At 57.6% G+C, this 12,863-nt stretch carries 11 protein-coding genes; 3 read left to right on the top strand and 8 right to left on the bottom strand.

Annotation, left to right across the window (positions count from 1 at the left end; genetic code table 11):
• The first annotated feature begins 114 nt into the window (after positions 1-114).
• On the top strand, positions 115-663 hold the full coding sequence (locus OVA10_RS25345) for a PadR family transcriptional regulator (protein ID WP_231275955.1): 549 nt from the start codon (positions 115-117) through the stop codon (positions 661-663).
• Here the strand turns inward: OVA10_RS25345 and OVA10_RS25340 are convergent.
• Positions 660-2,219, bottom strand: coding sequence for a methyl-accepting chemotaxis protein (locus OVA10_RS25340; RefSeq protein ID WP_181826893.1), 1,560 nt, complete (start codon positions 2,217-2,219; stop codon positions 660-662). The genes OVA10_RS25345 and OVA10_RS25340 overlap by 4 nt on opposite strands.
• Positions 2,220-2,560: 341 nt before the next feature.
• Positions 2,561-4,081: a methyl-accepting chemotaxis protein gene (locus tag OVA10_RS25335; RefSeq protein ID WP_102104830.1), complete on the bottom strand. Its 1,521-nt coding sequence runs from the start codon at positions 4,079-4,081 to the stop codon at positions 2,561-2,563.
• Positions 4,082-4,516: 435 nt separating this feature from the next.
• Between OVA10_RS25335 and ygjG the strand changes: the two genes are divergently transcribed.
• Complete coding sequence (ygjG, locus tag OVA10_RS25330; protein ID WP_181826894.1) at positions 4,517-5,896, top strand: putrescine aminotransferase; 1,380 nt, start codon at positions 4,517-4,519, stop codon at positions 5,894-5,896.
• A gap of 85 nt (positions 5,897-5,981) precedes the next feature.
• On the opposite strand, the gene lsrG is transcribed toward ygjG, so the two are convergent.
• From lsrG to lsrA, 6 genes are read right to left on the bottom strand one after another with little or no spacing between them, the layout of a single operon-like run.
• A complete protein-coding gene (lsrG, locus tag OVA10_RS25325; protein WP_100778831.1) occupies positions 5,982-6,275 on the bottom strand; it encodes a (4S)-4-hydroxy-5-phosphonooxypentane-2,3-dione isomerase in 294 nt (97 codons plus the stop codon).
• On the bottom strand, positions 6,272-7,159 hold the full coding sequence (gene lsrF / locus OVA10_RS25320) for a 3-hydroxy-5-phosphonooxypentane-2,4-dione thiolase (RefSeq protein ID WP_100778830.1): 888 nt from the start codon (positions 7,157-7,159) through the stop codon (positions 6,272-6,274). The genes lsrG and lsrF overlap by 4 nt, the downstream gene beginning before the upstream one ends.
• Before the next feature lie 11 nt (positions 7,160-7,170).
• Positions 7,171-8,172 carry an autoinducer 2 ABC transporter substrate-binding protein LsrB gene (lsrB, locus tag OVA10_RS25315; protein ID WP_100778829.1) on the bottom strand — a complete coding sequence of 334 codons (1,002 nt, stop codon included), beginning with the start codon at positions 8,170-8,172 and terminating at the stop codon, positions 7,171-7,173.
• Positions 8,169-9,152, bottom strand: a complete 984-nt coding sequence (lsrD, locus tag OVA10_RS25310; protein WP_268197207.1) for an autoinducer 2 ABC transporter permease LsrD — start codon at positions 9,150-9,152, stop codon at positions 8,169-8,171. The genes lsrB and lsrD overlap by 4 nt, the downstream gene beginning before the upstream one ends.
• Positions 9,153-10,184: an autoinducer 2 ABC transporter permease LsrC gene (lsrC, locus tag OVA10_RS25305; protein ID WP_123428302.1), complete on the bottom strand. Its 1,032-nt coding sequence runs from the start codon at positions 10,182-10,184 to the stop codon at positions 9,153-9,155.
• Positions 10,181-11,668 carry an autoinducer 2 ABC transporter ATP-binding protein LsrA gene (gene lsrA / locus OVA10_RS25300; RefSeq protein WP_268197263.1) on the bottom strand — a complete coding sequence of 496 codons (1,488 nt, stop codon included), beginning with the start codon at positions 11,666-11,668 and terminating at the stop codon, positions 10,181-10,183. Before lsrA ends, lsrC begins: the two co-directional genes overlap by 4 nt.
• 217 nt (positions 11,669-11,885) lie before the next feature.
• Here lsrA and lsrR point away from each other — a divergent pair, with 217 nt between their 5' ends.
• Entirely contained in the window at positions 11,886-12,857 is a 972-nt protein-coding gene (gene lsrR / locus OVA10_RS25295) for a transcriptional regulator LsrR (protein ID WP_102104835.1), read from the top strand.
• The last annotated feature ends 6 nt before the right edge of the window (positions 12,858-12,863 follow it).

Raw genomic sequence — 12,863 nt, 5'->3', positions numbered from 1 at the left:
CAATTCATAATTAAATTCTATAAATTCATATAGATATCACAAACACAGAAAACAACATTGCTAATCCGATAACTTTAGATATAAATTAGATATATCAAATTAAGGAGAAAACCGATGCGACATTCCCACGACGATTTCGACAGAGACCATCACCATCATGGCCGCGGCTCAGACCATCACGGCGGCGGCGGTGGACGACGTCAGCGCTTCTTCGGCCACGGCGAGCTACGCCTGGTGATTCTGGAGATTCTGACCCGTAACGCCAGCCACGGCTACGAACTGATTAAAGAGATTGAGAGCATGACTCAGGGGAACTACACCCCCAGCCCGGGTGTGATCTATCCGACCCTCGATTTCCTGCAGGATCAGGCGTTTATTACTATTTCGGAAGAGGAAGGCGGGCGCAGGAAGATTGCGATCACCGTTGCCGGGCAGCAATGGCTTGACGAAAATCAGGAACATCTGGAACACATTCAGGCACGTATTAAAGCGCGCTGCGTGGGCTTCCAGCTGCGTAAAAACCCGCAGATGAAGCGGGCGCTGGATAATTTCAAAGCGGTTCTCGACCTGAGAGTGAATCAGGGGGAGATCAGCGACGCGCAGCTCAAACAGATCATCGGCGTGATCGACCGCGCGGCGCTGGAGATCTCCCAGCTGGATTAAGCCAGCGCGTCCTCGCGCACGCGGAACACTTTTACCAGCTCTTTCAGGTGCATCGCCTGATCGTTAAGCGAGGCCGCTGCCGCTACCGACTCCTCCACCAGGGCAGAGTTCTGCTGGGTGGTGGAGTCAATCAGGCCAATCGCGCTGTTAATTTGCGAGATGCCTTCCGTCTGCTCGTGGCTCGCCTGACGGATCTCACGCAGAATGACGTCCATCTCCTCCACGTTCCCGACCATGCCGTTAATCAGCCCGCTCGCTTTTTCCACCAGGTTCATCCCGTCCTGGGTCTGACTGGTTGAGCTTTCGATCAACTGGCGGATCTCGCTGGCAGACGAAGCGCTTTTCTGCGCCAGCTGGCGCACTTCACCGGCCACCACCGCAAAACCGCGTCCATGCTCACCGGCACGCGCCGCCTCAACCGCCGCGTTCAGCGCCAGAATATTCGTCTGGAAGGCAATCGCATCGATCAGGTTGATAATATCCGACATGCGGTTAGAGGTTTCGTTTATCAGGCGCATTTTCTGCGTCACCTGCTTCATCATCTCGCCGTTGTTTTTCACCACGCTCGCCGCATCAGCGGAGAGGTTCGTCGCCTCACCCGTATGGGCCGCAGTATTTTTCACCGTAGCGGTGATCTGCTCCATCGAAGCCGCGGTTTGTTCTACAGAACTGGCCTGCTCTTCGGTACGCGCCGCCAGATCCTGGTTCCCCGCCACAATCTGCGCCGCCGCGCTGGAGATATTTTCAGAGCCAGACTGCACCTGCTGCACAATTTCCAGTAAACGGGTTTTCATCTCCATCAGGGCATGCAGCAGCAAGCCTGTTTCGTCTTTCGTGCGGGTGGTGATGTTGCGGGTTAAATCGCCTTCAGCAATGGCTTCAGCAAACGCCACCGCCTCGCCCAGCGGACGGGTAATGGATCGCACGATGAACCAGCCAATCGTACTGCCGATCAGCACGCTAAACGCGGTGAGGATCACCAGCAGCAAGCGGTTGGTGTTGAAATCACCGTCCACCTGCTTTCCGGCGCTTTGCATTTCGCTGTTTTGCACCGCGATCAGCTCCTGCACTTTGGCCTTGTAAGCCTGTTGCAGATCCACGGTGTGGGTCATCATCTCCTGGATCGCCCCCGCGCGGTCGTTGTTCTGTACGGCCTGCAAAATCCGATAGCGGGAGTCGAGATACTGCTGACGCACGTCGCGGATGCCGGTCAGGATCTGTTGCGATTTTGCGTCTTTCAGGGAGTTATTCAGGTCAGTCAGAATGACGGTAATCTGTTCGCTGATCGCTTTCAGCCGCTGCTGCGACTGGGCAGCATACTTGCCCTGCTCATCCAGCAGCATGAGCTGTTGAGTGCTAACAAATTCCTGGAAGTTATCAATCAACTGATTGGCTTTTACCGTCGTCGGGTAATCGTGGGTAATGATGGTTTGCATCCCGTTATTTGCCCGATTAAGGCTCAGGAGCGACAGGCTGGCACTCACCACCATCAGAACAATTAAGAATCCAAAGGCCAGAAATAATTTTGTGCCGATCTTTACGTCATGTAAGAACATATATACTCCATCGATGTGATTATTTCTCAGACGATCAGCGTTATCGGTAACTTTCACGCTAACTTTATGACTTTGATCGTTTTTATATTTCATAACCACTGCAATGGATAGGCTGAATCTATTAATAACGCGCCATCGATCGTTACTTAACCGTCAGACAGGCGGTTTTTGAAATAGCGTTGGGGTAAATTGAGTTAGGTGGGGATAAATAACTGATCCAATTACTTTAGTTATTTAATATAAAATTAACATTTCAGCGTAAATATAATTACAACGCCGGGAATAAAAAAGCCCGCTTATTTCAGCTGAAACAAGCGGGCTTTTTCTTGAACGTTACTGAATCAATGAAGAACCGTGACCGCATCTTCCAGACGTCCGGCGCGGTGCTTCACCATCGCCGAGACGCGGGCGCTCTCTTCCACCAGATCGGCGTTTTTCTGCGTGATGTCATCCAGTTCGGCAACCGCACGGGTCAGATCAGACAGACCGGTCGCCTGCTCGGAGGTCGAGTGGCTGATCTGGGCAATCAGGCGCGTCACGTTTTGCACCTGCTCCACGATGTCGTCCATGGTGCGCCCGGCGGCGTGAACCTGATCGGAGCCCGACTGCACCTTGCTGGCGCTGGCATCAATCAGCTTGCGAATATCGTTGGCGGCGCTGGCGCTACGGCTAGCCAGATGACGCACCTCTCCGGCCACCACGGCAAAGCCTTTACCCTGCTCGCCCGCACGCGCCGCTTCAACCGCCGCATTCAGCGCCAGGATATTGGTCTGGAAGGCAATATCGTTGATTAGCTTGGTGATGGAGCCAATGCGCTGGGTGCTGTCGGCAATATCATCCATGGTTTTCACCACGGTCTGCATCGCGTGGCCCCCTTCCGCTGCCGCGTCACTCGCCACTATCGAGAGTTTATCGGCCGCCGCTGCGGTTTCAGAGTTGCTCTGCACCGACGCCGCCATCTGATTCATCGTCGTCACGGTCTGCTGCACATTCTCGACCGTCTGGCGGGTGCGATCGTTGAGATCTTCATTGCCCTTCGCCAGTCGGTCGCTGCCATCGCGCACACTTACCACCTGGCTGGAAACATCATTGATCAGCCAGCGGCACATCAGCCCCAGCTGTCCGACCGCGCGCAGGGTCAGCCCCAGCTCGTCGCTGCGGTTCAGATGGTCAACGCTGTTACGCTCGCCGGTCGCCACTTTGAGCGCCTGACGCGCCACATTCTCTACCGGGCGCACGATTTGCTGCTCGAACAGGAGAGTGCCCAGCAGCATCACCAGCGCGCTCGCGCCCAGTGCCGCCCAGCTCGCATGAGTGGCAATAAGCGTGGCAGCCAGTGCCACAAACAGACCAGCCATCACACCACGTACCCGCCAGCGCAGCGGCATTGCCGGTAATTTCCCGCGCCAGCCCTTACTCACCACCAGCCCTTTATGTACACGTTTATTGCAGCGCCCTTCGTTCAGGGCTTTATACAGCGGTTCGACTGCGGCGATCTCCTCCGCCGTGGCTCGGGTGCGAATCGACATGTAGCCCGTCACCTCTCCGCCGCGCACCATCGGCACGGCGTTGGCGCGCACCCAGTAGTGGTCGCCATTCTTACGGCGGTTTTTCACAATTCCACTCCATGGCTCGCCCTGTTTCAGCGTGTACCACATATCGGCAAAGGCCGCTTTAGGCATATCCGGGTGGCGCACCAGATTGTGCGGCTGGCCCAGCAGTTCATCCAGTTGGTAGCCGCTCACTTTCACAAAAGTGTCGTTGGTGTGGGTCATGTGGCTGTGGAGATCGGTGGTGGACATGAGGGTGGTATCGTCGTTCAGAGGATATTCATTCTGAGTGACATACGGTTGAGCGGACATGATGGGCATCCCTTGCAGGTTATTTGAATGTTAATTTTGTGGGTTTATCTTTTTTCGGCGGTAAATAATTTATCTTTAGTTGTTAAATCCGATCGAGATCGCAAATTGCAGTTAAACCGCACTTTTTGTACGCATTTCTAATTGATTGATTTAAAATACTTTCGCAAAGAAATTACCCACAAAGGCACACCCGTTAACGCCTCCTTAAGTGGCAAACCATGCACTACAAGGGTGCAATAGACGAATTCCATGGCAGTCGCCAGGCCAGATAGCCCAGCGGCAAAGCGCGTATCTTTTCGTCCGGCACGATTAAATTTTGCACAACATTATGTTGACCTGGCATTTATCCCGATTTTCGTTAAGTCACGGGAAGTGGCGTAATCCCTGCAATAATTAATTCAGTATCATGTGATACGCGATCCCCCGGAGCTCATTTTGAACAGGTTACCTTCCAGCGCCTCGGCTCTCGCCTGTACCGCGCACGCACTGAATCTCATCGAAAAGCGAACGCTTGACCATGAGGAGATGAAACAACTTAATCGAGAGGTGATTGATTACTTTAAAGAACATGTGAATCCGGGATTTTTAGAGTACCGAAAATCTGTTACCGCTGGCGGGGATTACGGAGCCGTAGAGTGGCAAGCGGGAAGTCTAAATACGCTTGTCGACACCCAGGGACAGGAGTTTATAGATTGCCTGGGTGGTTTTGGAATTTTCAACGTGGGGCACCGTAATCCAACTGTGGTTTCCGCCGTACAGAATCAACTCGAGAAACAACCCCTTCATAGCCAGGAGCTGCTCGACCCGCTTCGCGCCATGCTTGCGAAAACGCTGGCAGCATTAACGCCCGGCAAGCTGAAATACAGCTTCTTCTGCAATAGCGGCACGGAGTCGGTCGAAGCGGCGCTGAAACTCGCCAAAGCGTACCAGTCACCGCGCGGGAAATTTACCTTTATCGCAACCACGGGCGCGTTCCACGGCAAGTCGCTGGGCGCACTGTCAGCAACGGCAAAATCGACATTCCGCAAACCCTTTATGCCGCTGCTGCCGGGCTTCCGCCACGTGCCGTTCGGTGATATCAACGCGATGCGTACCGTGCTCTCCGAGTGCCGTAAAACCGGCGACGACGTGGCTGCGGTGATCCTCGAGCCGATTCAGGGCGAAGGCGGAGTGATCCTGCCACCGCAGGGCTATCTGCCTGCGGTACGTAAGCTGTGCGACGAGTTTGGCGCGCTGCTGATTCTGGATGAAGTGCAGACCGGAATGGGGCGCACCGGCAAGATGTTTGCCTGCGAGCATGAGAACGTGCAGCCGGACATCCTGTGCCTGGCGAAAGCCCTCGGCGGCGGCGTGATGCCGATTGGTGCCACCGTTGCCACCGAAGAGGTGTTCTCGGTGCTGTTCGATAATCCGTTCCTGCATACCACCACCTTTGGCGGTAACCCGCTGGCCTGTGCGGCCGCGCTGGCCACCATCAACGTGCTGCTGGAGCAGAACCTGCCCGCGCAGGCGGAGCAGAAAGGCGATATGTTGCTGGACGGTTTCCTGCAGTTAGGGCGTGAGTACCCGGATCTGGTGCAGGATGCACGCGGCAAAGGGATGCTGATGGCCATCGAGTTTGTGGATAACGAAATCGGCTACAACTTTGCAAGCGAGATGTTCCGCCAGCGCGTGCTGGTGGCCGGGACGTTGAACAACTCGAAAACCATCCGTATCGAACCCCCGCTAACGCTGACCATTGAGCAGTGCGAGGCCGTATTAAAAGCGGCCCGCAAGGCGCTGGCGGCAATGAGGGTGAGTGTGGAAGAGGCGTAACGACCACTCTCTCGCCGGATAGCGCTGCACTTATCCGGCCTACGCAATCGGTAGGCCGGGTAAATCGCAGTGCCTCCGGCGATTTTTACGCCGGCATTAACCCGACAAAACTCCGCTTCTTCCTCGGCTCCGACATCAGCGCTTCGAGTTTCTCCACGCAGGCCAGATAGTGTGGCGTCTTCTTATGCGCCAGCACCGCTTCTTCGTCTTTGTATGCCTCGTAGATAAAGAACCGGGTTTTTACGCGCGGGTCCTGTAGCACGTCAAAACGCAGATTTCCCGGCTCCTGAATGGCGCCCTCATGATTGGCGCGAAACACCTCCAGAAACTCATCCACGCGCTCCGGTTTAATATTGATTTCCACTAACGTCACATTCATTTCACCTCTCCCTGTTTCTCTTCCTGCCAGAACTGGAACGCCTCGCGGGCGCTCATGTTCTCGTGAACCACTTTCTTCACTGCCTTCAGCATCGCCAGCGGCGCGCTGGACTGGAAGATGTTGCGCCCCATATCCACGCCTGACGCCCCCTGATCGATGGCGCGGAAACACATCTCCAGCGCTTCGTGTTCGGGCAATTTTTTCCCCCCGGCGATCACAATCGGCACCGGACAGCTGGCGGTGACTTTTTCGAAGCCCTCTTCCACGAAATAGGTTTTGACGAACTGCGCGCCAATTTCGGCGGCAATTCGGCTGGCGAGCGAGAAATAGCGCGCGTCACGGGCCATCTCTTTCCCGACGCCGGTCACTGCCAGGGTCGGAATGCCGTAGCGATTGCCCGCATCCACCAGCTTGATAATGTTATTGATAGACTGGTGCTCAAACTCGCTGCCGATATACACCTGCGCCGCCACCGCGCAGACGTTCAGGCGCAGCGCGTCCTCCATTGCCACCGCCACGCACTCGTTCGACAGCTCGCCCAGAATCGAGTTACCGCCCGACGCGCGCAGCACCACCGGTTTGTTGGTAGCTGGCGGAACGGTGCTTCGCAAAATCCCACGGGTACACATCAGCACGTCGGTTTCGGCAAACAGCGGAGCAATCGACAGATCGATACGCTCAAGCCCGGTAGTCGGCCCCTGGAAATAGCCGTGGTCGAAGGCGAGCATCACGGTGCGGTTACTTTTCGGGTTGAAGATGCGCGCGAGCCGGGACTGCATCCCCCAGTCCAGCGCGCCGCAGCCCTTCAGGGTAAAGGGCACGTTCTGCTGCGGCGTGCCGATACCGAAATCTTTTCCGTCTTTGATGTCATCTAAATCAGCCATGTTCTCCCCCGTCAGAAGTCGTATTTATCAATGTTCTCTTTAGTGAACACCACGCGCTCCGGCAGCAGCACGATGCCATTCCCCTTCGCCTCATACTGATAACCCTGCACGCTGTTAGGCTCGACTTTCAGCACGCCGATGCCTTTCACATCCACGCTGTCGCCCACGTTAAGATCGCCTTTTTTCAGCAAATGATCGGCGACATTGACCGCAATTTTGCCCTGCTGGACCACATCCCACAGGCCGAAGGCTTTTACCGTGCCGCGCTCGACGTACGGACGCATCACGTTCGGCGTACTAAAACCGACAATCGCCACCCCTTCGCGCTTAAGGTTCTCCGCCGCCTGCGCCGCCGCTGGCAGCGCGTTAGCGTCCGGCGCGATGATCGCATCCAGATCCGGGTAAGCTTTTAAGATCCCCTCGGCGGTTTGCAGGGATTTGGTCGCGTCGTTATAGCCAAACTGGGTGGTGACGATTTGCCACTGCGGGTGGTCTTTCTCGATTTTGGCTTTCGCCTCTTTCACCCACTGGTTCTGGTCCGTCACGGTTGGGCTGGAGTAGAAGAACGCGACTTTGGCGTCCGGTTTCGTGACCTGTTTTCCGGCCATATCCACCAGCAGGCTGCCGAGCTGCTCCGGCGTACCCTGATTGATATAGATGCTGCGGCATTCGGGTTTAGTGTCGGAATCCCAGGTCAGCACTTTCACGCCGCGCTGCATCGCGCGTTTGAGCGCCGGGCAGAGTCCGTCCGGCGATACGGCGGAGACGATAATGGCGTTGAAGCCCTGGTTAACGAAGTTGTTGATGAGCTGCACCTGGCCGGAGACGCTCGGTTCGGTCGGGCCATCGTAGGTAACGTCCACGCCCAAATCTTTACCCGCCTCTTTTGCGCCGTTCCCGCCGCTGGTAAAGAAGCCGACGCCCACCAGTTTAGGAATGAACGCAATCCGTTCGGCGGCCTGCGCCGAGGCAAAGCTTAACGCCATCGCCAGGACTATCAGTTTTGTTTTCATCTTACGCTCCGGGTATTTTTTGTGAGAAGAGTGCGCAGCCATTCACGGTGCAGACTCAGCGAACGTCCCATCACCACCACAACCAACAGCGCCCCTGACAGCGCGCTCGACACCTGGTTGGGGATGCCGACCATCTGTAAACCCTGTTGCAGATACCCCACCAGCAATGCCGCCAGCGCTGTACCCACAACCGAACCTGAACCGCCATAAATATTCGCCCCGCCGAGCACCGCCGCCGTGAGCGCGGGCATCAGCAGATCGCGCCCCAGATCGGAGCGCGCCGAGCCGAAATAGGAGACCATCACCAGCGCGGCGATCGCCGACGCCACGCCCACCAGCCCGTACAACGCATACGGCATCCCGTTCACCGACAGGGCGGCGTAGCGCGCCGCACGCGGGTTTTGCCCAATCAAAAACAGGTGCCGACCAAAGCGCCCGCGATGGGTGATCAGCCAGAAGAAGAAGGAAATCACCGCGAACAACACCAGCGGAATCGGCAGGCCGAACAGCGTCAGATTGGCGAAGGCGGTAAAGCTGTCCGGGAAGCCGCCGATGCCTTCGTAGCCGGTCGCGCCTGCCATGCCGGAGAGCAGCAGCGCCCCGCCGCCGTAGAGGTAGAGCGTACCGAGGGTAATCACCAGCGGGCTGATGCCGGTGTAGTGGATCAGCGCCGCGTTAAACAGGCCACACAGCAGGCCGAGTACCAGCGTGAGCGGTATCGCCAGCGTCATGGGCCAGCCGGCCTGCATCATCACGCCCAGCGCAATCGCGCACAGGCCAATGGTCGATCCGAGCGAAATATCAATCCCGCCGCTGATGATCACCAGCGTCAGCGGCAGCGCCACAATACCGATGCAGATGAAATCGCTGGTGCTGAACAGCAGCATGTTGATATCCAGCATCCGTGGGTTGATGGCCCCGAACAGCAGGATCTCCAGCACCAGTAAAATCAGCAGCGCGCTTTCCCAGTTAAGCTTCATTTACGCCACCTCTTTTTTGCGTTTCGGAAACGGGGTGACGTGCTTTCCCCCTTTGTTGCCGGGCTGGAAACGGCTGTACTTCAGCGCGCGCTGATGACGCGCCAGCGCCTGACGCAGGCGCCCGTCGAGGACCAGCACACCGAGCAAGACCAGCCCGGCGATAAAGTCATTCCACCAGGCCGGGAGCTTGAACAGCACCAGCACGGTGTCGATTTGCGTGAGGAAGAAGGCGCCGAGAAACGCGCCAATCAGGGTCCCGGTTCCGCCCAGAAGGGAGATTCCGCCCAGCACGCAGGCGGCGATGGCTTTCATCTCCAGCCCGCTGCCGGTCTGGTTCGGTACAAAACCGATCTGCGACGCAAAGACGATCCCGGCGCAGGCGGCCAGCACGCCGTTGAGGGTAAACGCGATCATCCGGGTGCGGTTTACCGCCACACCGAGCTGACGCGCAGCGGCCAGGTTATCGCCCACGGCGTAAAAATCACGGCCAGACGCGGTGCGTGATAATGTCCACGCGCCAATCAGCGCCAGAAACAGCACTACCATACCCAGCGGCGAAACACCGACGGCGACAGGTTCCGACAGGGCTTTCAGGCTCGACGGTAATCCTTCGATCCACTTCCCGCCGGTCCACAACAGCATCGCCCCGCGATATAGCCCCAGCGTGCCGAGAGTGGCGACAATCGCCGGAATACGCAGCCCAACCACCAGCAGGCCGTTAAAGGCCCCGGCCAGCGCGCCAATGGCGACTGCAAAAAGCATCGACACCGGCAGGCTGTAGTCGTTGTTAAGCGCCACGCCGACGGCGATCGCACACAGCCCGACCGTCGAGCCAACCGACACATCAATGTTGCGCGTCAGCATCACCAGCGTCGCGCCGAGGGCCAGCAGGATCAGGATTTGCGAACTGGCGAAAATCATCCCCAGCGTTTGAAAGCTCAAATACGCCGGATTGAGCGCCACCAGCACGCCGAACAGCGCCAGAATGGCGAGAAAGGCGCTCAGCTCGCGGTTCTTCAGTAACGTCTTCATGATTGTCCTCCAAAGGCCAGCGCCATCATCCGATCGAGGCTGACGGCGTGGCGCGGCAGTTCACCGCTGAGCACGCCCTGATGCATCACCAGCACGCGGTCGGCGAGACCCGGAAATTCATCGAGATCGCTGGAGATCATCAGCACCGCCACGTTCTGCGCCGCCACGCTTTTGATCAGCTGATAAATGTCCGCGCGCGCCGAAACATCGACGCCGCGCGTCGGCTCATCCACGATCAGCAGCAGCGGATTGGCTTCCAGACAGCGGGCCAGCAGCACCTTCTGCTGATTGCCGCCGGAGAGCGTGCGCACGGTTTGATCCGGGTGGTTGAGCTTGATCCCGAGCGCCCGGTGGTAACGCTCCACCACCGCCGCTTCCCGCTTGCGCTGCTGCCAGAGAGACGGCTCGTTCAGCGCCACGGTGTTCCAGCGGATCGGCGCATCGAGAAACAATCCGGAAACCTGCCTGTCCTCCGGAAGATAGACCAGCCCTTTGGCGAGACGCGACAGGACGGAGTCGCCGCCGATCTCCTGGTTCTCCAGCCAGATCCGCCCGCCGCGTGCAGGCCGCAGCCCATAGAGCGTCTCCGCGAATTCGGTGCGCCCGGATCCCACCAGCCCGGCGAGGCCGACTATCTCCCCGGCGTAGATCTCGACATTGAGATCGATAAAGCCTTCGCCCGTCAGATCTTCCACCCGCAGCACCGGGAAATCCTGCGCCTGCGTGCGGCGATTGCCCGGCAGCGCCAGCCACAGTTTTTGCGTGTCGCTTAAGGCGTGCTCGCGGCTGACCGGCGTCATGGCGGCGATTAAGGCGCTGTCGTCATAGGCCGAGGTTTCGCCGCTCAACACCACCGCCCCGTCGCGCATCACCGAGATATGGCTGGCGAGCTGGCGGATCTCCGGCAATTTATGAGAGATAAACACGATGCCGACCCCGAGATCCTGTAATGCGCGGATCTGGCGGAACAGGCGTTCCGTCTCCCCCGGCGTGAGTGAGGCGGTCGGTTCATCGAGGATCAGGATCTTCGCCTCGCGCATTAATCCGCGCAGGATCTCCACCATCTGCTGATCCGCTACTTCGAGGGTGCTGGCAGCGGCGTCGAGATTCAGCTGACACTGCAACTGCTGGAGTTTGTCGGCGAGGCGTTTTTCGTGTTGCGTTCCGCGCGGCAGACGAAAGAGGATGTTTTCGCGCACGGTGAGATTGGGAAACAGCATCGGCTCCTGCGGCACCAGGTAGATCCCCAGCTGGTGCGCCTGACCGGGCTTGAGGCGCGCAAATGGCTTGCCTTCAACATAAAGTTCACCGCAGTCGGGCGTTTCCACCCCGGCGATTATTTTCATCAGCGTCGATTTTCCCGCGCCGTTGCCGCCCATCAGAGCATGGACCTGACCGGATAGCAGCGTGAAATCAATGCCTTTCAGCACCGGTACGCCGGAGAACTGCTTGTGGATATCACGCGCTTCGATCAGGACTGTCATCATCGCTCCGCTATTGAACAAATGATTTTTTGATTTAATAATGTTCAAAAGCGTAGACGGTGAACTATATTTACAACCGTGCAGGGATCACAGTTTTATCGATTCAGATCCTGATAACTCTGCGTTGTTTCTTTAAAGATCCGTTTTGCCGCGTGGCTCACACTTTCTGCCCGCGTCTGAGCGAACATATGATCTAAATTTTTATAAGAGTTCAAATATGGGCGATAAACGCACTGCCGAAGAGAGTCGGTTTGCCGGACTGGCGCTGGCAGAGGAAGAACTGGTCGCCAGGGTGGCGTGGTGTTACTACCACGACGGCCTGACGCAGAACGATATTGGCGAGCGCTTAGGGCTGCCGCGCCTGAAGATCTCCCGTTTACTGGAAAAAGGGCGTCAGTCCGGGGTGATCCGCGTACAGATAAATTCCCGCTATGAGGGGTGTCTGGCGCTGGAGACTGAGCTGCAGCAGCGCTTTAACCTGAAAATGGTTCGCGTGGTGCCAGCCCTGAATACTGCGCCGATGAACGTGCGGCTGGGGATTGGCGCAGCGCAGTCGCTGATGGGGTTACTGGAACCGGGACAGCTGCTGGCGGTGGGATTTGGTGAAGCGACCATGAGCTGCATTCAGCACTTAAGCGGCTTTATTAGCTCACAGCAGGTGCGGCTGGTGACGCTTTCCGGCGGCGTGGGCCCTTATATGACCGGCATCGGTCAGCTGGATGCGGCCTGTAGCATCAGCATGATCCCGGCTCCGCTGCGGGTTTCATCGGCAGACGTTGCCGGCATTTTAAAACGCGAAGCCAGCGTGCGGGACGTGATCCTCGCCGCCACCGCCGCCGACGCCGCCGTGGTGGGTATTGGCTCCGTGAATCAGCGCCGTGACGCCACCATTTTGCGCTCGGGCTATATCAGCGAAGGCGAGCAGCTCATGTATGCGCGCAAAGGCGCGGTCGGCGACATCCTCGGCTATTTCCTCAATGCCGCAGGCGAACGGGTGCCCGACCTGGAGATTCATCAGGAATTGCTCGGCGTCACGCTCGAGGAACTGGCGCAGTTGCCAACCATCGTCGGCGTGGCAGGAGGGGAAGAGAAAGCAGATGCGATTTACGCCGCACTGAAAGGTCGCCTTATTAATGGCCTGGTGACGGAAGAGACGACAGCCCGCGCGGTGCTTGCCCTGGCGAAATAAGCCACG

The organism is Lelliottia sp. SL45, assembly GCF_026672535.1.
Lineage (GTDB): Bacteria > Pseudomonadota > Gammaproteobacteria > Enterobacterales > Enterobacteriaceae > Enterobacter > Enterobacter nimipressuralis.
The sequence above is the reverse complement of the archived record's forward strand: the minus strand, read 5'-3'. Positions and strand labels throughout refer to the sequence as shown.

Excerpts from the sequence above, each read along its gene's own strand:
- lsrA (WP_268197263.1), bottom strand. The coding sequence starts at position 11,668 with ATGACAGTCCTGATCGAAGCGCGTGATATCCACAAGCAGTTCTCCGGC.
- lsrD (WP_268197207.1), bottom strand. The coding sequence starts at position 9,152 with ATGAAGCTTAACTGGGAAAGCGCGCTGCTGATTTTACTGGTGCTGGAG.
- lsrG (WP_100778831.1), bottom strand. The coding sequence starts at position 6,275 with ATGAATGTGACGTTAGTGGAAATCAATATTAAACCGGAGCGCGTGGAT.
- lsrC (WP_123428302.1), bottom strand. The coding sequence starts at position 10,184 with ATGAAGACGTTACTGAAGAACCGCGAGCTGAGCGCCTTTCTCGCCATT.
- OVA10_RS25340 (WP_181826893.1), bottom strand. The coding sequence starts at position 2,219 with ATGTTCTTACATGACGTAAAGATCGGCACAAAATTATTTCTGGCCTTT.
- OVA10_RS25335 (WP_102104830.1), bottom strand. The coding sequence starts at position 4,081 with ATGTCCGCTCAACCGTATGTCACTCAGAATGAATATCCTCTGAACGAC.
- OVA10_RS25345 (WP_231275955.1), top strand. The coding sequence starts at position 115 with ATGCGACATTCCCACGACGATTTCGACAGAGACCATCACCATCATGGC.
- lsrB (WP_100778829.1), bottom strand. The coding sequence starts at position 8,172 with ATGAAAACAAAACTGATAGTCCTGGCGATGGCGTTAAGCTTTGCCTCG.
- lsrF (WP_100778830.1), bottom strand. The coding sequence starts at position 7,159 with ATGGCTGATTTAGATGACATCAAAGACGGAAAAGATTTCGGTATCGGC.
- lsrR (WP_102104835.1), top strand. The coding sequence starts at position 11,886 with ATGGGCGATAAACGCACTGCCGAAGAGAGTCGGTTTGCCGGACTGGCG.